Source organism: Kiloniellales bacterium (assembly GCA_030066685.1).
Taxonomy (GTDB): Bacteria; Pseudomonadota; Alphaproteobacteria; order Kiloniellales; family JAKSBE01; genus JAKSBE01.
Genome location: JASJBF010000014.1, coordinates 1 through 19,045, shown reverse-complemented (window position 1 = coordinate 19,045; position 19,045 = coordinate 1). Strand labels below are relative to the sequence as shown.

The 19,045-nt window shown below is 68.0% G+C and carries 21 protein-coding genes; 16 read left to right on the top strand and 5 right to left on the bottom strand.

Annotation, left to right across the window (positions count from 1 at the left end; all coding sequences use genetic code 11):
• The first annotated feature begins 3 nt into the window (after window positions 1–3).
• Window positions 4–867 (top strand): EamA family transporter, encoded by an 864-nt coding sequence (locus QNJ30_09800; protein ID MDJ0943749.1) that lies wholly within the window; start codon window positions 4–6, stop codon window positions 865–867.
• Window positions 868–892: 25 nt separating this feature from the next.
• Here QNJ30_09800 and QNJ30_09795 read toward each other — a convergent pair whose 3' ends face one another.
• The 3 genes from QNJ30_09795 to QNJ30_09785 all read right to left on the bottom strand — a co-directional run bounded on the left by QNJ30_09795 (window position 893) and on the right by QNJ30_09785 (window position 3,354).
• Entirely contained in the window at window positions 893–2,269 is a 1,377-nt protein-coding gene (locus tag QNJ30_09795; protein ID MDJ0943748.1) for an adenylate/guanylate cyclase domain-containing protein, read from the bottom strand.
• Window positions 2,270–2,381: 112 nt separating this feature from the next.
• Entirely contained in the window at window positions 2,382–3,128 is a 747-nt protein-coding gene (locus QNJ30_09790; protein MDJ0943747.1) for a hypothetical protein, read from the bottom strand.
• 13 nt (window positions 3,129–3,141) lie between these two features.
• A complete protein-coding gene (locus tag QNJ30_09785) occupies window positions 3,142–3,354 on the bottom strand; it encodes a DUF4170 domain-containing protein (GenBank protein MDJ0943746.1) in 213 nt (70 codons plus the stop codon).
• A 615-nt stretch (window positions 3,355–3,969) separates the two neighbouring features.
• On the opposite strand from QNJ30_09785, the gene coxB reads away from it, so the two are divergent.
• The 8 genes from coxB to QNJ30_09745 are packed head-to-tail and all read left to right on the top strand — an operon-like array spanning window position 3,970 to window position 10,166.
• On the top strand, window positions 3,970–4,830 hold the full coding sequence (gene coxB / locus QNJ30_09780; protein ID MDJ0943745.1) for a cytochrome c oxidase subunit II: 861 nt from the start codon (window positions 3,970–3,972) through the stop codon (window positions 4,828–4,830).
• 23 nt (window positions 4,831–4,853) lie between these two features.
• Entirely contained in the window at window positions 4,854–6,458 is a 1,605-nt protein-coding gene (gene ctaD, locus QNJ30_09775; protein ID MDJ0943744.1) for a cytochrome c oxidase subunit I, read from the top strand.
• Between the two features lie 48 nt (window positions 6,459–6,506).
• Window positions 6,507–7,421 (top strand): heme o synthase, encoded by a 915-nt coding sequence (cyoE, locus tag QNJ30_09770; GenBank protein ID MDJ0943743.1) that lies wholly within the window; start codon window positions 6,507–6,509, stop codon window positions 7,419–7,421.
• Window positions 7,418–7,552, top strand: coding sequence for a hypothetical protein (locus QNJ30_09765; GenBank protein MDJ0943742.1), 135 nt, complete (start codon window positions 7,418–7,420; stop codon window positions 7,550–7,552). The genes cyoE and QNJ30_09765 overlap by 4 nt, the downstream gene beginning before the upstream one ends.
• Window positions 7,552–8,181 (top strand): cytochrome c oxidase assembly protein, encoded by a 630-nt coding sequence (locus QNJ30_09760; protein MDJ0943741.1) that lies wholly within the window; start codon window positions 7,552–7,554, stop codon window positions 8,179–8,181. The genes QNJ30_09765 and QNJ30_09760 overlap by 1 nt, the downstream gene beginning before the upstream one ends.
• Before the next feature lie 43 nt (window positions 8,182–8,224).
• A complete protein-coding gene (locus tag QNJ30_09755; protein ID MDJ0943740.1) occupies window positions 8,225–9,058 on the top strand; it encodes a cytochrome c oxidase subunit 3 in 834 nt (277 codons plus the stop codon).
• An 8-nt stretch (window positions 9,059–9,066) separates the two neighbouring features.
• A complete protein-coding gene (locus QNJ30_09750) occupies window positions 9,067–9,453 on the top strand; it encodes a DUF983 domain-containing protein (GenBank protein ID MDJ0943739.1) in 387 nt (128 codons plus the stop codon).
• Window positions 9,453–10,166, top strand: coding sequence for an SURF1 family protein (locus QNJ30_09745; GenBank protein MDJ0943738.1), 714 nt, complete (start codon window positions 9,453–9,455; stop codon window positions 10,164–10,166). Before QNJ30_09750 ends, QNJ30_09745 begins: the two co-directional genes overlap by 1 nt.
• On the opposite strand, the gene QNJ30_09740 is transcribed toward QNJ30_09745, so the two are convergent.
• Complete coding sequence (locus QNJ30_09740) at window positions 10,163–10,708, bottom strand: hypothetical protein (protein ID MDJ0943737.1); 546 nt, start codon at window positions 10,706–10,708, stop codon at window positions 10,163–10,165. The two genes, QNJ30_09745 and QNJ30_09740, sit on opposite strands and share 4 nt — an antisense overlap.
• Window positions 10,709–10,816: 108 nt before the next feature.
• On the opposite strand from QNJ30_09740, the gene QNJ30_09735 reads away from it, so the two are divergent.
• On the top strand, window positions 10,817–12,310 hold the full coding sequence (locus QNJ30_09735; protein MDJ0943736.1) for a carboxypeptidase M32: 1,494 nt from the start codon (window positions 10,817–10,819) through the stop codon (window positions 12,308–12,310).
• Window positions 12,311–12,380: 70 nt separating this feature from the next.
• Window positions 12,381–12,617, top strand: a complete 237-nt coding sequence (locus QNJ30_09730) for a hypothetical protein (GenBank protein MDJ0943735.1) — start codon at window positions 12,381–12,383, stop codon at window positions 12,615–12,617.
• A 9-nt stretch (window positions 12,618–12,626) separates the two neighbouring features.
• Here QNJ30_09730 and QNJ30_09725 read toward each other — a convergent pair whose 3' ends face one another.
• The gene (locus QNJ30_09725) at window positions 12,627–13,460 is read right to left on the bottom strand and encodes a LuxR C-terminal-related transcriptional regulator (protein MDJ0943734.1); all 834 of its coding nucleotides are present in this window, start codon (window positions 13,458–13,460) and stop codon (window positions 12,627–12,629) included.
• Window positions 13,461–13,666: 206 nt separating this feature from the next.
• Here QNJ30_09725 and QNJ30_09720 point away from each other — a divergent pair, with 206 nt between their 5' ends.
• From QNJ30_09720 to QNJ30_09700, 5 genes are all read left to right on the top strand, one after another.
• Window positions 13,667–14,563, top strand: a complete 897-nt coding sequence (locus QNJ30_09720) for a 3-keto-5-aminohexanoate cleavage protein (GenBank protein MDJ0943733.1) — start codon at window positions 13,667–13,669, stop codon at window positions 14,561–14,563.
• A gap of 59 nt (window positions 14,564–14,622) precedes the next feature.
• On the top strand, window positions 14,623–15,636 hold the full coding sequence (dctP, locus tag QNJ30_09715) for a TRAP transporter substrate-binding protein DctP (GenBank protein MDJ0943732.1): 1,014 nt from the start codon (window positions 14,623–14,625) through the stop codon (window positions 15,634–15,636).
• 84 nt (window positions 15,637–15,720) lie between these two features.
• Window positions 15,721–16,248 (top strand): TRAP transporter small permease, encoded by a 528-nt coding sequence (locus QNJ30_09710; GenBank protein MDJ0943731.1) that lies wholly within the window; start codon window positions 15,721–15,723, stop codon window positions 16,246–16,248.
• Window positions 16,248–17,564, top strand: coding sequence for a TRAP transporter large permease subunit (locus QNJ30_09705; GenBank protein ID MDJ0943730.1), 1,317 nt, complete (start codon window positions 16,248–16,250; stop codon window positions 17,562–17,564). The genes QNJ30_09710 and QNJ30_09705 overlap by 1 nt, the downstream gene beginning before the upstream one ends.
• Before the next feature lie 5 nt (window positions 17,565–17,569).
• The coding region (locus QNJ30_09700) for a thiamine pyrophosphate-dependent enzyme (protein ID MDJ0943729.1) at window positions 17,570–19,045 on the top strand (1,476 nt) is incomplete at its 3' end.

Here is a 19,045-nt window from a genome sequence, read left to right as displayed (position 1 = left end):
GCCATGACGCCGCGCGACGTCGCCTTTGCCGTGCTCGCCGCCCTGATCTGGGGGGCGACGTTTCCGATCTCGGCGCTGGCGCTGATGGACACGCCGCCGATCTTTTTCACCTTCCTGCGCTTCGCCGGAGCGGCCGCTTTCGTCCTGGTGGTCCCGCGGCCGGCAGTGCCCTGGCGGAGGTTGGTGCTGGTCGGGCTCCTGCTCGGTGCCGGCCAGTACGGCTTCATGTTCGTCTCCATGACCCAGGGGATCTCGGCGGGCCTGGCGTCGCTCCTGGTCCACACCCAGGCCTTTTTCACGATCCTGATCGCCATGGTGGTCTTTGCCGAGCCGTTGCGGGGCCGCCAGGTGATCGCGATCGGACTGGCTGTGGCCGGGCTCGCCTTGCTGGTCGTGAACCGCGCCGAGACCGGGGCGCTCCTCGGCGTTGCCCTGATCCTGCTGGCGGCGCTCTGCGGGGCCTCGGGCAACAGCGTCCTGAAGTCGCTGGGCGAGGTCGACATGCTCGGAGTCGCGGTCTGGATGAGCCTGGCCGTGCCGCTGCCGATGCTGGCGCTCTCTCTCGCCCTGGAGGCCGAGGGGACGCCGGCAGCGTTGTTCCGAGGCATTTCCTGGACCACCCTCGGCGCGGTCGCCTATTCGGCGGTGCTGGCGACGGTCTTGGTCTTCGCCATCTGGGGCCGGCTGCTGGCCAGCTACGCCGCCGTGAAGGTGGCACCCTTCTTCCTCCTGGTCCCGGTCTTCGGCCTGAGCCTTTCCGCGGTGTTCCTGGGCGAGCGCCTGACGGGGCTTCAGGTCGCCGGCGCGGCCCTGATCTTCCTCGGTCTCTGCCTGGCGCTCTGGCCGGCCCGCCGGGCGAGCGGATGATGCCCTGCGAAACTCCGGGTTGCCGTTAGATGACCCAGACGCCGACCTGCTCCTCGCGGCCGCGAATCGGCAGCTCGCCGCGCCGCTCGAGGCCGTCCAGGGCGCTGCCTTCGCCCTCCGGCGCGCCGGCGCGGACCGCCTGCAGGGCGGCGTCGCTGATCGCGGCGCGGCAGTCCAGGCTTCGGGTCAGCTCCTGCAGGCGGCTGGCGACGTTGACTGTGTCGCCGAGCACGGCGAACTCCAGGCGGCGCTCCGAGCCGATGTCGCCGACCACCACCGCGCCGTAGTGCAGGCCGAGCGAGAGCCGGACAGGCTCCTCCCCGCGCGCCCGGCGCTCGGCGTTCCAGGCCTCGAAGGCCTCGAGGATCGCCCGGGCGCAGGCCAGGGCGTTGTCCGCGTCGCGCGGCGAGGTCTCGGGAGTCCCGAAGGTCGCCATGACCCCGTCGCCGATGAACTTGTCCAGGGTGCCGCCGTGGTCGAAGACCAGGGTCTCGAGGCGGCCATGGACGTCGCGCAGCAGCCCGATCACCTCGCTCGGCGCGCGCTTCTCCGACCAGCGGGTGAAGCCGACGATGTCGGCGAAGAGCACCGCCACCTCCTGCTCGCGGACCTGGGACAGCGGCGCCTCGGTCCGGGCCAGGCGGTCGACGATGTTGGGCGGGAAGTAGCGCGCCAGGTTGCCGCGCTCGCGCTCGGAGCGGACCTGCCGCAGCACCAGGCGCCGCGTCCGCAGGACGACGGCCGCCAGCAGGCCCGCGACGATGAGGAAGACCGTGACCTCCTGATAGCGCACGCCCAGGTCGACGTAGCCGAGGTCGCCCAGCAGGCCGGCCAGGGTGTCCGGGTCGAAGGGTTCGGGGACCGCGATGATGGTCGACGGCTGGTTCAAAACCCAGAGCACTCCGATAGTCCAGGTCACGGCGCCGACCAGGCCGCCCCAGACCATGACAATCGGCCGGTAGCTGAAGGCCAGGCCGCTGAGCAAGACGAAGAAGTAGATGAAGTTGCCGAAACGGAAGGTCATCGGGGCCGGGTACTCGACCTGGGCGAAGGGGTTCGGATAGATCAGGGTGAAGCTCATGAGGGCGAAGTCGAAGGCCACGAAGAGGTACTCGTGCCAGCTGCGGTGATAAGCGGACCTTTCGAGCCAGCCCTGCAGCAGACCGTTGGCCGCGAAGACCGCGAGCAGGGCGTGGTAGTAGAGAACGCCTGGAAAGGAGGTCAGGAAGACCAGGAGGACCGCGATCGCCAGAAGGGCGAGCAAGCGGCCTCTGAGGGCGAGCTGCAGGCCGTCCCGGCCTTCCCTGTCGATGGCCCGGTCCACCCGGTCCCGGTCTGGAATCGGCTGGTTTGCCGCCCCTCGGCTCGAGACGGACGGCGGCGGCGTGGTGAGAGCGGTCATCTCCTGTCCCCATCCTGCGGTAGGCCCGGCCAGCGGGCTAGGACAGGGTTGCGCCGGCGGCGGCAAAGATCAAACGTCGGGGAAGGACCGGCCCGAGTCCCGGGCCGGCGGGTCAGCGCGGCGCCGCGGCCCGGAAGTGGGGCGTCGCGGAGGGCAGGGCCTCGGCCTGCAGGCGCCGGGCCAGCCCTTGCCGGGCTTCGGAGTCGGCGATGTGGTGCAGGATCATTTCGTCCAGGTCCTGGTCGGGCCGGTGCCGCGCGCGCAGCCAGGCCTGGATTGCCTCCTGGTCCAGCGCACGATGCGGCCGCTTGCGGCTCGGCACGGCGGCGAGCCCGACCGCGGCGCCCTCGATCGCCAGGCAGCCGTGGCGGCCGAGGTAGAGCGCGACCTCGTGGAGCTGCGTCGAGGGTCCGGCCTCGAGCCTGATATCGACCGCGGCGAGCTGCCCGAAGGCATAGTTGCCGACGCCCTCGGTCTCGTGCATGCGTTGCAACTGGACCTCGGTCAGCCAGGTCACGGCGAGGGCCGCCTCGCAGTCCGGCGCGTGCTGCAGGGTCGAGGACACGGCCCCGTAGCGGGTGATGTGGGCGGCGTAGACCACGTCGTAGTCGTGCAGCCAGGCGCGGGTGACGGGCACCGCCCCGTCTTCGTCGCCCAGATGACCGAACTTGCGGGCCAGTTGCGCCGGTGCCCGGTTGGAGCCGTGTGCCAGCACGGGACGCCGCCCGGCAAAGTCGGCCTCCTCGATGGGCCGAATTTCACCAGCGGCGAAAACATAGCACGCGGCAGGCGCTTCGAAGGGATAGCTCTTGGCCAGCGCCAGACGGTCCTCGGGAGCTTCGGGGAGCGGCCAGGGCAAAGCGCGTCGCCGCTCAGTCGGTGCAGGGTGGCGGGGCGTCCTTGTCGATGCTCTCGATGCGGTAGCGGGTGTGGCAGTCGTCGACCGTGTGCCAAGCGTGCTTGGACCATTCGGCCATGGCCGCATCGTAAGAGTCGAAGGGGCCGATCCAGGTTTCGTCACGACCGACCGTATTATGGAAGCGGGTGTCCGAGTACTCCCCGCCGACGACCCAGTACTGCTGCATTGCGGGACGCCTCTTTTCTCTCTTTCTGATCTTGCCTGCCGCGCCTGTTCGGGCTCCGTCGTTCCGGGCCTCGGCATCGGTGACGCAAGACAAGTCTGAATCAGCGTTACTTAACAAGACATGAAACCGCAAGCCTGATATGCAGCGCCCGGATAACTCCCCGAAGCGTTGTTGCGCCACGGCCACGCGGTCACACTAACCCTTTGTTTTCTAGAATTTTCTCGAAGACGCCTTCGACGACGCGCAAGTTCGCCGATTTCGGCCAGACGCCGTCGGTTCGAGGGAGCGACGCCGGCGCGCTCTTGCGGTCATCCGCGGTCGATCTTGAAACCGGTCTCGAGCCGCGGTTCCTGCGACATCTGCGCCACCGCCGATCGCGCAGGAAGGCGGCCGCGGGATCATCCTTCCCGAGGCCCAAGGCGTAGAAATCAATGAGGGTCCGAGCCTTGCCTGAAGCGCCGCTCGCGGACTTGTGAGGACCGGGGACTTGGGTTAGGTTCCGCGCGTCCGGCCGGGTTGACGACCTTCGGTGCAGAGCCTGGCGGCTGGCGTTGGTGCGACATGTCGGCAGTGGCGGCACCTCATGAAAACCTGGATTTTGGGAAGCAAGCAGTGATGGCGCGTACGATACGGTTCCTGTCTCTCGCGACCCTGGCGGCGCTCGGCCTGCTGGCAGCCGGCACGGCCGGCGCTGCCGAGCCGCAGCCCTGGCAGATGGGCTTCCAGCCGGCGGCCTCGCCGGTGATGGAAGAGATCCACAGCTTCAACAACCTGCTGCTCTGGATCATATCCGCCATTGTGGTCTTCGTGCTCGGTCTTCTGCTCTACGTGATGTGGCGCTTCAGCGAGAAGCGCAATCCGAACCCGTCGAAGACCACGCACAACACCCTGATCGAGGTGGTCTGGACGGTGGTGCCGGTGATCATCCTGGTGATCATCGCGATCCCCTCCTTCCGGCTGCTCTACCTGACCGACCGCAACCCCGACGGCGAGATCGAGATGACGATCAAGGCGATCGGGCACCAGTGGTACTGGTCCTACGAGTTCCCCGATCACGGGAACTTCACCTTCGACGCCTACATGGTCGCCGACGAGGACCTGGAAGACGGGCAGCGGCGCCTGTTGTCCACCGACAACGCCCTGGTGCTGCCGGTCGACACCAACATCCGGATCCTGGTGACCGCCAGCACCGTGCTGCACAACTTTGCGGTGCCCTCGATGGGCCTGAAGATGGACGGCGTTCCGGGCCGGATCAACGAGACCTGGGTGCGGATCACCAAGGAAGGCACCTATTACGGCCAGTGCTCGGAACTCTGCGGCACTGGGCACGCCTACATGCCGATCATGATCGAGGCGGTGTCCAAGGACGACTTCGGCAAGTGGGTCGAGGAGGCCAAGGTGGAGTTCGCCCGGGTCGAGGAGCCGGAGGCGCCCCTGCGCCTGGCGGACGCGAACGACGACAAGACCACGGACTGAGTGGCTGGGAAGGAGAGACGACCATGGCCCACGCGGCAGCGCACGATCATCACGACCACAAGCCCGGCTTCTTCGTCCGCTGGTTCTTTTCGACGAACCATAAGGACATCGGCACGCTCTATCTCGTTTTTGCCGTGATCGCCGGCCTGATCGGCGGCCTCGCTTCGATCCTGATGCGGATGGAGCTGCAGGATCCCGGGATCCAGTTCCTCCATACGATGTCGGACGATCCCGGACAGTTCTGGAACGTGCTCATCACCGCGCACGGCCTGATCATGGTGTTCTTCGTGGTCATGCCGGCGCTGATCGGCGGCTTCGGGAACTGGTTCGTGCCGCTGATGATCGGCGCCCCGGACATGGCCTTCCCGCGCATGAACAACATGTCGTTCTGGCTGATCGTGCCGGCCTTCCTGCTGCTGCTCGGCTCGGCCATCGTCGACACCGGCGCCGGAACCGGCTGGACCGTCTATCCTCCGCTGTCCTCGACCATCGGGCATTCCGGTCCCTCGGTCGATATGGCGATCTTCGCCTTGCACTTGGCCGGCGCCTCCTCAATCCTGGGCGCCATTAACTTCATCACCACGATCTTCAACATGCGCGCGCCGGGCATGAGCCTCTTCAAGATGCCGCTCTTCGTCTGGTCGATCCTGATCACCGCCTTCCTGCTGCTGCTGTCGCTGCCGGTCCTGGCGGGCGCCATCACCATGCTGCTGACCGACCGCAACTTCGGCACCACCTTCTTCGAGGCCGCCGGCGGCGGAGACCCGATCCTGTTCCAGCACCTCTTCTGGTTCTTCGGGCACCCCGAGGTCTACATCATGATCCTGCCGGCCTTCGGCATCATCAGCCAGATCGTGGCGACCTTCTCGAAGAAGCCGATCTTCGGCTACCTCGGCATGGCCTGGGCGATGATCGCGATCGCAGCGGTCGGCTTCGTGGTCTGGGCGCATCACATGTACACCGTCGGCCTGGACGTCGACACCAAGGCCTACTTCACCTTCGCGACCATGGTCATCGCGGTGCCGACCGGCATCAAGATCTTCAGCTGGATCGCGACCATGTGGGGCGGGTCAATCCGCTTCGACACGCCGATGCTTTGGGCGATCGGCTTCATCTTCCTGTTCACCATCGGCGGCGTCACCGGGGTGGTGCTGGCCAACGGCGGCATCGACAATGCCTTCCACGATACCTACTACGTGGTTGCGCACTTCCACTACGTGCTGTCGCTAGGCGCGGTCTTCGGCATCTTCGCCGGGATTTACTACTGGCTCGGCAAGATGACCGGCCACCAGTATCCGGAATGGGCCGGCAAGCTGCATTTCTGGACCACCTTCATCGGCGTCAACCTGACCTTCTTCCCGCAGCACTTCCTGGGGGCGGCGGGCATGCCGCGGCGCTACATCGACTACCCCGACGCCTATGCGGGCTGGAACTGGGTGTCCTCGATAGGCTCCTACCTGTCCTTCGCTTCGTCGGTGTTCTTTGTCGTGATGTTGGTCTACGTGATCTGGTTCAGCCGGCGCCAGGCGGCGGAAAACCCCTGGGGCGAGGGGGCGACGACCCTGGAGTGGACCCTGCCCTCACCGCCGCCCTTCCACACCTACGACGAGCTACCCCGGGTCAGCTAGGACCGGGGTCGGACGGGGCGAGGCGGTGAGATGACGGACCAGACGGCAATGGGCGGCCTTGTGACGGAGCCGCGCCTCGCGGCCTCCGGCACGGCGGTGGGCGATTTCATCGACCTGCTCAAGCCGCGGGTGATGTCGCTGGTCGTCTTCTCCGGACTGGCCGGGCTCCTGATCGCGCCGGGGGCGATCCATCCGGTGATCGCCGCGGTCGCGGTGCTCTGCATCGCGGTCAACGCCGGTGCCGCGGGCGCCATCAACATGTGGTACGAGCGCGACATCGACGCGCTCATGGCCCGGACCTCGGCCCGGCCCCTGCCGCAGGGCCGCATGGCGCCGGAGGACGCGCTGGGCTTTGGCGTCGCCCTCTCGATCCTGTCGGTCATGATGATGGGGCTGGCGGTCAACTGGACCGCGGCGGTCCTGCTGGCCCTGGCCAACGGCTTCTACGTCTTCGTCTACACCATCTGGCTGAAGCGCCGCACGCCGCAGAACATCGTCATCGGCGGCGCGGCTGGGGCCTTCCCGCCGGTGATCGGCTGGGCCGCGGTCACCGGCGACGTCGGGATCGAAGCCCTGGTGCTCTTCCTGCTGATCTTCCTCTGGACGCCGCCGCACTTCTGGGCCCTCGCCCTCTACCGCAACGGCGATTACGCCCGCGCCGGCATCCCGATGCTGCCGGTGGTCGCCGGGCGCGACCGGACCTGCCGGCAGATGCTGATCTACACCCTGCTTTTGCTGCCGGTCGCGGTGCTGCCGGCGCTGCTGGGCACCGCGGGCCTGGTCTACGGAATCACCGCGACGGCGCTTAGCCTGCTGTTCATCGTCAGCGCGCTCAGGGTTTGGCAGCACAACGACGACCGCCGGGCGCGGCAGATGTTCGGCTATTCGGTGCTCTACCTCTTCCTGATCTTCACGGTCCTGGTGGTCGACCGGACCGTGGGGTTGCCGGGCCTGGCGTCATGACCGGTGACCGGGAGCAGGGCAGCGAGCTTCGCAAGCGCCAGCGCGGCAAGAACTTGGTTCTGCTGGCGGCCCTGGCCGGTTTCGTGGTTCTGGTCTATGTCGTCTCGCTGGTCCGGATGGGAGGCTCCTGATGGCGGCCCCGCAGCCCCGGCGCCCCGAGTCGCGCAACGGCCGCACGGCCTTGGTCCTGGTCGGCCTGGTCGCCGGCATGATCGGCCTGTCCTTCGCCTCGGTGCCGCTCTACCGCCTGTTCTGCCAAGTCACCGGCTTCGGCGGCACAACCCGCGTGGCCGAGGCGCTGCCGGCGCAGATCGGCGAGCGGGTCGTCACCATCCGCTTCAACTCCGACGTCCATCCGGACCTGCCCTGGGCCTTCCAGCCGGTACAGCGCGCGGTCGAACTCAGGGTCGGCGAGTCGGGCCTGGCCTTCTACAAGGCGCGCAACCTGGCCGCGGAACCCACGACCGGGGTCTCGACCTTCAACGTTACGCCGCAGAAGGCCGGCGTCTACTTCAACAAGGTGCAGTGCTTCTGCTTCGAGGAGCAGACCCTGCAGCCCGGCGAGGAGATGGAGATGGGGGTCAGCTTCTTCGTCGACCCGGCCATCGAGGACGACCCTAACCTGGCCGACGTCCGGACCATTACCCTGTCCTACACCTTCCTGAGGTCCTTGGACGATCTGCCCGAAGAGGGCGGGTCGGCCGAGGACGGACAGCTTTCCAGCGCGGCGCCGGCCTCCGGCACCGATCGGGTCAACTGAAGCGCCGCTCGGAACGGCGCGGCTCTGCACCAAGGGGAACGGCATGAGCGAGGCTCACGCAGAAGACCACGGCCACAAGCATCCCTACCACCTGGTCGATCCCAGCCCCTGGCCGCTGGTCGGCTCCATCGCCGGCGGCCTGGCCGCGCTTGGCATGGTGCTCTACATGCACGACATGGGTGTCTGGCTGCTGCCGGTCGGCATGCTCGCCATCGCCTTTGTGATGGTCGTCTGGTGGCGCGACGTGATCAAGGAGGCGACCTTCCAGGGCCATCACACGCCGATCGTTCAGATCGGCATGCGCTACGGCATGGCGCTCTTCATCGCCTCGGAGGTGATGTTCTTCGTCGCCTGGTTCTGGGCCTACTTCGACGCCTGGCTCTTTCCCAAGGCGGCGACCGGCTACCAGTGGCCGCCGATCGGGGTCGAGGTCTTCGAGCCCTTCGGCCTGCCCTTCCTCAACACCCTGGTCCTGCTGCTCTCGGGCTGCACCGTCACCTGGGCGCACCACGCCCTGCGCGAGGGCGACCGCCGCGGCACCCTGATCGGCCTGGCGCTGACCATCCTGCTGGGCGCCGCCTTCACCGCCCTGCAGGCCTTCGAGTACTCCCACGCCGGCTTCTCCTTCGCCTGGGCGGAGGGCAACGAGCCCGGCCAGGGCGGGATCTATTCCTCGACCTTCTTCATGGCGACAGGGTTCCACGGCGCCCACGTGATCATCGGCACCCTGTTTCTGATCGTCTGCTTCTTCCGGGCCTACCTGGGGCACTTCAAGCCGGACCATCACTTCGGCTTCGAGGCGGCGGCCTGGTACTGGCATTTCGTCGACGTGGTCTGGCTGTTCCTCTTCACCTTCGTCTACTTCGCCAGCATCTAGGGACGGGAGTGTCGGGTCCGGACTACTACCCCAGGGTCTCCCCCCTCAGCGCGGGTCTGCGCTGCAAGTGTCCGCGCTGCGGCCAGGGCGCCCTGTACTCCGGATTCCTGACGGTGGCGTCGCGCTGCGGCCGCTGCGGCCTCGACCTCGGCAAGGCCGACAGCGGCGACGGCCCGGCGGTCTTCATGATCTTCATCCTGGGCGCCGCGGTGGTGCCGCTGGCGCTCTGGGTCGAGAGCGCCTTCTCGCCGCCGCTCTGGCTGCACGCCATCCTTTGGACCCTGGTGATCCTGGGCGGCGCTTTGGCCATGCTGCGGCCCATGAAGGGCGTGATGATCGCCTACCAGTTCGACCTCAAGGCCAGCGAAGGCGGCAAGGAAAGCTACGACGACTGATGCCCGGGTCCGGCCGCAGCGGCTTCCGGCCGACGCTCATCACCAGCCTGGTCGCGGGCGCGGCGCTGCTCGTCCTGCTCGGCCTCGGCTTCTGGCAGGTCGAGCGCCTGGCCTGGAAGACCGAGCTGATCGCCGATCTGCGGGCGCGCGCCGCGGCGCCGGCGCTCGAGCTGCCGCCGGTCTTCCGGTCCGAGGAGCTGCAGTACCGCCGGGTCGGCCTGGCCGGCCGCTTCCTGCCAGAGGGTTTGTTGCGCTCGGCCCCGCGGAACCTGAACAAGCGGCTCGGCTTCTACTTCTACGCCCCTTTCGTCCTGACCGACGGGCGAACGATCCTGGTCGAGCTCGGCTGGCTGCCCGAGCCGGCGGCCGACGCCGCCGCCGTGCCCGCGGGTCGGCAGAGCTTCGAGGCGATCCTGCTGCGCGACGGCTGGCGCGGCAGCGCCTGGCTCAAGCCCGCCAACGATCCGGCCAAGAACGTCTGGCACTACGTCGACACCCGGGAGATGGCCGCGGCCGCCGGCCTGGAGATCCGGGTGGCCGAGCTCTACGCCGTCGCGCTGCCTGGCGCCCTGCCCGAGACCGAGTTCCGGGGCCGGCAGCCCGGCCTCGACGTCCCGAACAACCACCTGGAGTACGCCATCACCTGGTTCGCCCTGGCCGCGATCCTGGTGGTGATCTTCGTCCTCTACCACCGCCGCCGCGCGGAAGGCTAAGCCTTCGTGGCTTCGACGATCCGCCCGACCAGGGCGGCGACCTCGCCGGAATCGACTTCCAGGTTCTCGAAGGAGATCGTGAAACGGGGCTGGCCGCCGATGGGTCGCAGGACGGCGTTGTCGAAGAAGCGGGCCAAGGCCGAATAGGAGTAGTGGTTCGGCCCCTCGATCGTGATCGCAAAGTCGGCATAGGCCCGAGGATCCGAGTTCAGCGGCTCGACATCGATGATCCTGTGCCAGGGGATATAGGCGCTCAGCTTGGACCAGCTGCGGATGCCCTGCGGTCCGATCCGCAGGAGCGCCCGCCGCTCGGGATGGCGCAGCAAATCGCCGCGCGACAGCAGCCAGAGCAGCAGCACCATGGCCAGCACGGCGCCCATCCCGATGCCGATGCCGCGCCAGCTCCAATCGCCCGTGAACAAGCCCGACAAGGCCATCGGCAGCACCGTGAGCGCCAGGGTGTAGAGGGACTTGGCATCCGTCTCCTCGGCGACGTCCTTGGCTGGCCGGAACTCATGGTGCTCGATGGTGGGCGTTTTCATGCGCGCTACTCCGGGTTTTGACCCAGGCGTCAGGACACCTAAAATCGCGCCGCGGCCTTTGGAGACCGTTAAGGGCCGCCGCGATGCAACCTGGCTTCAGGAGCAGGAATGACCGCCTATCAGCAGCTCGAAGACCGTTTCCGCCGCCTTTCGGCCCTGGGCGAGGCGGAGGGCGTCTTGCACTGGGACATGTCGACCATGATGCCCGAGGGCGGCGCCGGCGCGCGCAGCGAGCAGCTGGCCGCCCTGGCGGTGACCCAGCACGAGCTCCTGACTGGACCCGAGGTCGCCGAGTTGCTGGACGCGGCGGAGGCCGCCGAGGACGACGGCCTTGATCCCTGGCAGGCCGCCAACCTCAAGGAGATGCGCCGGCGCTGGCGCCACGCCACGGCCTTGCCGGCCGACCTGGTCGAGGCCTTCAGCAGGGCCTGCCGGCACTGCGAGATGCTGTGGCGCGGCGCCCGGCCCGCGTCCGACTACGCGGCGGTGCGGCCGGCGCTAGAGGAGGTCCTTCGGCTGGTCCGCCAGGTCGCCCAGGCCAAGGCCGAGGCCCTGGAGCTCGCGCCCTATGCGGCGCTGCTGGACGAGTACGAGCCCGGCAGCTCGGTCGCGCGGATCGAGGCGGTCTTCGACGACCTAGCGGGTTTCCTGCCCGGCTTTCTGGACGAGGTCCTGGCGGGCCAGGCGGCGGCCCCGGCGCCGCTGCCCCTGGACGGGCCCTTCCCGAAGGCGCGGCAGGAGGCGCTGGGCCGCCGGATGATGCAGGCGGTCGGCTTCGACTTCGATCACGGCCGCCTGGATGTCTCCTTCCATCCCTTCTGCGGCGGGGTGCCCGAGGACGTGCGCATCACCACGCGCTATGACGAGGCGGACTTCCTCTCCGGCCTCATGGCGGTGCTGCACGAGACCGGCCACGCCCTGTACGAGCGCGGCCTGCCGCCGCAATGGCGGCTGCAGCCGGTCGGCGAGGCCGGCGGTATGGCCCTGCACGAGAGCCAGTCCCTGCTGATCGAGATGCAGGCCGCCCGCAGCCCCGCCTTCATCGCCTTCATGGCGCCGCTGGTGCGCGAGGCCTTCGGCGCCTCGGGGCATGCCTGGGAGGCCGAGAACCTGGTCCGCCACACCCACAGGGTCGAGCGCGGCCTGATCCGGGTCGACGCCGACGAGGTGACCTATCCCTTGCACGTCATCCTGCGCTTCCGCCTGGAGCGCGCCCTGGTCGCCGGCGACCTGACACCGGCCGATCTGCCCGGCGCCTGGAACGACGCCATGGAGGACCTGCTCGGCGCCCGCCCGCCGGACGACCGCCTGGGCTGCCTGCAGGACATCCACTGGTACGACGGCGCCTTCGGCTACTTCCCGACCTATACCCTGGGCGCCCTGGCCGCCGCCCAGTTCTTCGACGCCGCCAGGCGAGCCCTGCCGGAGATCCCCGAGGCCCTGAGCCGCGGCGACTTCGCACCCCTGATCGGCTGGTTGCGCGAGAAGGTGCACGGCGCCGCGGCACGCCTCTCCACCGACGGGCTGCTGGCGGAGGTCACCGGCCGCCCGCTCGACCCGGCGGTCTTCAAGGCCCACCTCCAGGCCCGCTATCTGGGCTGAGCCGCCGGGCGCCTTGATCCGTCGCTAGGACGGTCCAACATCTAGGCGGTGCAGCGAAGAGGAGGCGGAGATGGCGATCGGCGGTATCGGCAAGGTAGGCGCGAAGGCGGCGGAGGCAGCCGCCGGCATGGTCGGCGACCTGATGGGCGCCGGCGTCTATCCGACCAACGAGCATGCGCTGGCCGCCTATCTCTTCGAACGCATCGCCCAGGCCGAGAAGGACAGCGGTCCTAAGGACCGGGGCTACTACCTGCAGCTCATGACGGTCTGCTTGGCCACCGTGCGCGATCCCGATCAGAGCGGCTGACCCGGTTTCTCAGGGCCCGCCGATCAGGCGGGCCGCCTCCGTCCGGTTCCTGGCGCCCAGACGCTTCAGGATGTTGGAGACGTGGAGCTTGACCGTGCCTTCCGTCAGGCCGGTGCGCGCGGCGATGTCCCGGTTTGACAGGCCGGCGCCGACCAGCGATAGGATTTCGCGCTGCCGGCGGGTCAGGCTCTCCACCGGGCTCGGAGAGGCATCGCCCGGGTCCGGCGCGGCAGCTTCGCCGCCCGGCCAAGCGACGCCGAGCAACCCGAAGGCGGTCTGCATCGTCCGCTCCAAATCGCTCAGCGCTTGGCCGACCTTCTCTCGAGACCCGGCGTCCGGCGCCGCAAGGAGCGCTTCCATTTCGTCCTGAAGCCGGCGGAAGGGGACGGAGATGTCCTGGGCGGCGATGGCGGCGAAGCGGGAGATCGAGGTCTCCTGATTGCGGGCCGCGTTCAAGGAGCGCTCCAGGGCCTCCAGGGCCTCGCGGCGATCGGTCACGTCCAGAGCAACCCCGTCCCAGATCACCGTGCCGTCGGCCAGGCGCCGGGGATGGCCTATGGAGCGGACCCACTTGAAGCGGCCGTCCGGCACCTTGACCCGAACCTCGATGTCGAAGGTCTCCAGGGTCGCGGCCGAGTGCTCCAGCGTCTCCAGGAAACGCGCACGGTCCTCGTCATGGAGCCAGTCGTGCTGCACGGCATCCTGCGCCAGAAGCAGCTCGGGATCGAGGCCGAAAGTCTCCTTCACCCCGGGGCTGACGTAGGTGTAGCGATACTGCCCCTCCGGCGTCCGGACCCGCTGCATGGTGTGACCCGGGAAGTGTCCGCCGACCAGATCGAGCAAACCTCGGATCGAAGGCGGCGGTGGCGAGGCGGCGCGCGGCCGGGGCTCCGGCGGTGGCTGTCGGGTCAGGCGGCTCATATAACTTTAGTTATGGTATTCCAGGCGTTCCGTCAAGACGATTCTTCAAAAGTTATAATTTTCTTCCCTTTTCTCGGTTGTTCGTATATCCAAACTCAAAAAAGATATAGATGCCGAGGGAGGTCGCCATGGACAAGATCATCATCGAGGCTCGGGTCAACGAGCTCGCCCCGCGGGACGAGAACCCCAACGTGCCCTTCCTGCCCCAGGAGATCGTCCGGGACGCCAAGGCCTGCTACGACGAGGGCGCGGCGATCCTGCACTACCACGGCCGCACGGCCGAGGGCGCGCCCGAGCACGGCGCGGACTTCTACCTGGAGACCAACGCCGGGGTGCGCGCGCTCTGCCCGATGCTGCTGCACCCGACCCTCGGCTATGTGGCGAACGACGCCGATGCCCTGGGCCGCTTCGCAGCGGTCGAGGAGATGATGAAGGATGCCACGACGGCGCCCGACTTCGCGCCGATGGACGTCGGCAGCGTCAACGTCGACTGGTGGAACCCCGTGGAGGTCAAGTTCGACACCACGGACCTGATCTACAAGAACTCCACCGAGACGCTGATGCACTTCGCCGAGCGCATCAAGCATCACGGTCTGAAGCAGTACCTTGTTTCCTGGAACATCAGCTTCACGCGCCAGATCGAGGCCTTCATGAAGATGGGCGTGATCCCCGAGCCGGCCTACGTCTGCTTCTGCCTGACCGACGGCATCATGCTGGCCGGTCACCCGGGCACGCCGGAAGGGCTCGACGCCCACGTCACCTTCCTGCCCAAGGACCGCCGGATCGTTTGGACCGTGGTCAACTACAAGGGCAACCTGCTGCTCCTGGCTGAGAAGATCATCAAGGCCGGCGGCCACATCTCGATCGGCCTGGGCGACTACCCCTTCACCGAACTCGGCCAGCCGACCAACGCCGAGGTCATCGCCAAGGTCGTTGAAATCGCGCGCGGTCTGGGCCGCGAGCCGGCCACGGTCGAGGAGACCCGAGACATCCTGGCCATGGAGAAGGTCCGGGTCGCGGCCTGAAGACGGCGAAGAGACGCCATCAACGACAAGAAACCGCATCCATCGGGGAGGACACCGAAATGCACGTCAATTCCTTGCTGAAGGGCGCCGCGCTCGGCGCTCTGGCCGTCTGCTTCGCCGTCCCGGCGGCGGCGGAAAGCTTCAAGATGCAGACCTTTCTGGGCGCCAACGCGGCGACCACCAAGGCTTTCGAGGAGATGGCCGCCGACCTGAAGGCCGCCACCGAGGGCGAGGTCGACATCCAGGTCTTTCCGAGCGGCGCCGTGGTCGGTCCGCGCGAGACCATGGACGCGATCGAGAGCGGGCTTCTGGACGGCCAGTACACCGGGCCGACCTTCTTCGCCGGCAAGGACCCGGCCATGGCGGTCCTGGGCGACACCCTCTCCGCCTATCCCGACACTGCGACGCGCGACCAGTGGTTCACCAAGGGCGGCGGGCTGGAGCTCGGCCGCAAGCTCTACGCCAAGTACGACCTGCACATGATCTGCAACGTCTACTGGCCCCAGGAGCAGATCCCCTCGACGGTGCCGATAAACACGATCAGCGACTTCAAGGGCGTCAAGATCCGGGCCCCGGGCGGCCTGCCCTCCGACCTGCTCACCCGGGCCGGCGCCTCGCTGGTCAACCTGACGCCGGCCGAAGCGATCAACGCCCTGGAGACCGGCGTGCTCGACGCCAGCGACCTGGCGAGCGTCGGCCTCAACGTCGCCTTCGGCATGCACACCAAGGCGAAGTACTCGATCCTCGCCCGGCATTCCATGCCGGTGACCGAGATGTCGGTTTCGAAGGCGAAGTGGAACAAGCTCTCCGACGAGTCCAAAGGAAAGTTCGAGGAGGCCTGCCTCGGCCTCTCGGCGACCTTGAAGCAGCGGCTGACCAAGCAGGACGAGGAGGCCATCAAGAAAGCCAAGGGCGAGCTCGGCGTCACCTTCATCGAGTTCGGCGCCGACGACGCGGCCCAGTTCCGCGAGATGCTGCTGAAGGTCTGGGCCGACTGGGGCGCCAAGGGACCCGACGCGCAGGCCATCGTCGACAGCCACAAGGCCTACATGAAGTCGCTCGGGCTGTTGTAGGCGAGGACCAGCAGTTTGCCACACACCTGGCTGTCATTACCGGGGCGCGAAGCCGCGTCTGCGGTCCCCATCCTGGAGTGAGGCATGGGCCAGATCGATCGGGCTCTTCTTTGGATCGGCCGGGGCCTGTCCTGGGGCTTCCTGGCGATCGTCGGGATGATGGTCTACGAGGTTGCCGCCCGCTACGCCTTCAACGCGCCGACCTTCTGGGCCCACGAGATCGCCGGCGTCCTGGCGGCTGCCGCCTTCATCTTCGGCGGCGTGACCTGCATGGTCGAGCGCTCGCACATGCGGATCGGTCTGCTGGTCGACCGGGCCAAGCCGCGCTGGCGGCGTCTGGCGGAAGCGCTGAGCCTGCTCTGCGGCGCGGTCTATCTGGGCGGCCTTGCGCTCGCCATGTGGTCGATCTCGCAGAAGTCGCTGTTCCGCTTCTCGGCGGAAGGCATTTGGCTGCCGGAGCGTTCCGGGACCTCCTGGAACACGGTGTCGCCCGCGATCGTGAAGTTCGCGCTCTTTCTGGGTGCGGCCCTCTTCCTCGCCGTCATCGTCCTGCAGGCCTGGCGGTTGCTGCGCGGCCGCCTTGAGCTCGAGGCGCCGGACCGTGAGCCCTGATGGACATCGCCAGCCTGTCCCTGCTGATCGTCGTCGCGATGGCCGGGCTGCTGATGCTCGGCGTGCCGCTGGCCTTCGTCTCCGGCGCGATCGCGGTCGTGCTGGCCTTTGCGCACTTCGGGACCGGCGGGCTCTTCATCATCGGCAGCCGGACGGCCGAGTTCGTCAGCTCCTTCGCCCTGGTCGCGGTGCCGATGTTCGTGCTGATGGCCTCGGTCATGGAGCGCTCGGGGGTGGCGCGGGACCTCTACCGCGCCTTCCACGTATGGGCCGGAAACACCAGCGGCGGGGTTGCGGTGATCACCACGGTGGTTGCGGTGATCCTGGGCGCGACCACGGGCATCATCGGCGGCGAGATCGTGCTGCTGGGCCTGATTGCCCTGCCGCAGATGCTCAAGCTCGGCTACGACAAGAAGCTGGCGATCGGCACCATCACCGCGGGCGGGTCACTGGGCACGATGATCCCGCCGAGCATCATCCTGATCTTCTATGGAATCTCCGCCGAGGTCTCGATCTCGCACCTCTTCCTCGCGACCGTCATGCCGGGGCTGCTGCTCGCCGGTCTCTACATCGCCTACATCCTGCTGCGCTGCCGCCTGAACCCGGCACTGGGGCCGCCGGTCGACGAGGCGGATCGGCAGATGTCGCTGGCCGAGAAGCTCGCCCTGCTGAAGGGGGTCGCGCTGCCCCTTGGGGTCGCGGCGGCCGTGCTGGTCTCGATCTACGCCGGCTTCGCTTCGATCACGGAGTCGGCGGCCGTGGGCGTCGCCGGTGCGATCCTGGCCGCCTGGGTCCGGCGCGAGTTCAGCCTGGAGATGATCCGCGGCGCCTTGGTGCAGGCCTTGAAGACCTGCGGCATGGTCTTCTGGCTGGTCTTCGGCACCAACGCCCTGATCGGCGTCTACAATGTCCTTGGCGGGATCGCCTTCGCCAAGACCCTGCTGGCCGGCATCTCCAGCGAGCCTGCAGTGATCCTCCTGGTGATGATCGGCGTCTTCATCCTGCTCGGCTTCTTTATCGACTGGATCGGCATCCTCTTCCTGACCATGCCGATCTTCCTGCCGACGCTTCAGGCCCTGGGCTACGACCCGATCTGGTTCGGCATCGTCTTCAATCTCTCGATGCAGATCGCCTATCTGACGCCGCCCTTCGGCCCGGCCTGCTTCTATCTCAAGGGCGCCGCGCCGCCGGAGGTCACCTTGAATGACATTTTCCGGGCGCAATGGCCCTTCATCGGGCTGCAGCTGATCGGCCTCGCCCTGGTCGTGGTCTTCCCCCAGATCGCGCTTTGGCTGCCGGCGCTGGTCTACGGATGAGAGCGATGACGACGATCGAGATCCTCAAGACGGTCGACCCGGTCCAGCCCTCCAACGCGCTGGAGGGCGAGGACCTGGTCGCCATGCTGACCACCATGCTGCGCATCCGCCGCTTCGAGCAACGCGCCAAGGAGCTCTTCCTCGATGGCCGGATCAAGGGTACGGCGCATTCCTCGATCGGCCAGGAGGCCATTGCCGCCGGCGCCTGCAAGGCGCTGGAGCCCGATGACTTCATCCTGACCCATCACCGCGGCCACGGGCACACCATCGCCAAGGGTGCGGAGCTGAGCCGGATGATGGCCGAGCTGATGGGCAAGGCCGAAGGCTACTGCTACGGCCTTGGCGGCTCTATGCACATCGCCGACTTCGAACGTCGCATCCTCGGCGCCAACGGCATCGTCGGCGCCGGCATGGGCCTCGGCACCGGAGCCGCCCTGGCCGAGCGGCTGCGCGGCTCGGGCGCGGTCGGCATCGCTTTCTTCGGCGACGGCGCGGCCAGCGAGGGCATCTTCCACGAGGCCATGAACCTGGCGGCGATCTGGAAGCTGCCGCTGATCTTCTTCTGCGAGAACAACCTCTACGGCCTGACCACCCCCAGCGCGGGCGTCATTGCCGGCGGCGGAATCGCCCGCCGCGCCGCCGCCTACGACCTGCCCGGCCACCGGATCGACGGCAACGACGCCGCGGCCGTCCACGACACGGTGCTGCGCGCCGCGCTGCGGGCGCGGGCCGGCGAGGGGCCGACCCTGATCGAGGCCCTGACCTACCGCTGGGACGACCACTCCATGCGCGCCAACCTGCCGCGCTACCGGACGGAGGAGGAAGAGGAGCAGTGGCGCCACGTTGATCCCATCCTCCGCCTGCGTGACCGCACGGCCGAGGCGGGCCTGCTCGACGAGCGCGCCTATGGCGGGCTGGCGGCCCAGGCGGAGCGCGAGGTGGAGGATGCCATCGACTGGGCCTCGGCCCTGCCGGAGCCCGAGCTGGAGACGGCTCAGGCCCTGGTGACCGCGCCGCGCCGCGAGGCCTTCGAGCCCGAGCCGCCGGCCGGAAGCCGCGCCATCACCTACGCCCAGGCCATCACCGAGGCCATGCACCAGGAAATGGCGCGCGACGAAGGCGTGATCGTCCTCGGCGAGGACGTCGGCCAGATCGGCGGCATCTTCGGCCTGACCCGCGGCTTGCTGGAGGCCTTCGGCCCGGAGCGGGTGCGCGACACGCCGATCGCCGAGGGCGTGATCTCGGGCTGCGGCGTCGGCGCCGCCATGTCGGGCCTGCGGCCGATCGTCGAGATCCAGCTTTTCGATTTCGTCTCCCTGATGATGGATTCGATCGTCAACCATGCGGCCAAGGCCCGCTTCATGATGGGCGGCAAGCCGACCATCCCCATCGTCTTCCGCGGTCCCCAGGGCGCCGGCATCCGCCTGGCGGCGCAGCATTGCCAATCGCTGGAGGCCTGGTTCGCCCACGTTCCGGGCTTG

Coding starts and splice junctions, on each gene's coding strand:
- QNJ30_09740 (MDJ0943737.1), bottom strand. CDS start 10,708: ATGAAAACGCCCACCATCGAGCACCATGAGTTCCGGCCAGCCAAGGAC.
- QNJ30_09760 (MDJ0943741.1), top strand. CDS start 7,552: ATGGCGGCCCCGCAGCCCCGGCGCCCCGAGTCGCGCAACGGCCGCACG.
- ctaD (MDJ0943744.1), top strand. CDS start 4,854: ATGGCCCACGCGGCAGCGCACGATCATCACGACCACAAGCCCGGCTTC.
- QNJ30_09705 (MDJ0943730.1), top strand. CDS start 16,248: ATGGACATCGCCAGCCTGTCCCTGCTGATCGTCGTCGCGATGGCCGGG.
- QNJ30_09765 (MDJ0943742.1), top strand. CDS start 7,418: ATGACCGGTGACCGGGAGCAGGGCAGCGAGCTTCGCAAGCGCCAGCGC.
- QNJ30_09800 (MDJ0943749.1), top strand. CDS start 4: ATGACGCCGCGCGACGTCGCCTTTGCCGTGCTCGCCGCCCTGATCTGG.
- QNJ30_09795 (MDJ0943748.1), bottom strand. CDS start 2,269: ATGACCGCTCTCACCACGCCGCCGCCGTCCGTCTCGAGCCGAGGGGCG.
- QNJ30_09745 (MDJ0943738.1), top strand. CDS start 9,453: ATGCCCGGGTCCGGCCGCAGCGGCTTCCGGCCGACGCTCATCACCAGC.
- cyoE (MDJ0943743.1), top strand. CDS start 6,507: ATGGGCGGCCTTGTGACGGAGCCGCGCCTCGCGGCCTCCGGCACGGCG.
- dctP (MDJ0943732.1), top strand. CDS start 14,623: ATGCACGTCAATTCCTTGCTGAAGGGCGCCGCGCTCGGCGCTCTGGCC.
- QNJ30_09720 (MDJ0943733.1), top strand. CDS start 13,667: ATGGACAAGATCATCATCGAGGCTCGGGTCAACGAGCTCGCCCCGCGG.
- QNJ30_09785 (MDJ0943746.1), bottom strand. CDS start 3,354: ATGCAGCAGTACTGGGTCGTCGGCGGGGAGTACTCGGACACCCGCTTC.
- QNJ30_09735 (MDJ0943736.1), top strand. CDS start 10,817: ATGACCGCCTATCAGCAGCTCGAAGACCGTTTCCGCCGCCTTTCGGCC.
- QNJ30_09755 (MDJ0943740.1), top strand. CDS start 8,225: ATGAGCGAGGCTCACGCAGAAGACCACGGCCACAAGCATCCCTACCAC.
- QNJ30_09730 (MDJ0943735.1), top strand. CDS start 12,381: ATGGCGATCGGCGGTATCGGCAAGGTAGGCGCGAAGGCGGCGGAGGCA.
- QNJ30_09710 (MDJ0943731.1), top strand. CDS start 15,721: ATGGGCCAGATCGATCGGGCTCTTCTTTGGATCGGCCGGGGCCTGTCC.
- coxB (MDJ0943745.1), top strand. CDS start 3,970: ATGGCGCGTACGATACGGTTCCTGTCTCTCGCGACCCTGGCGGCGCTC.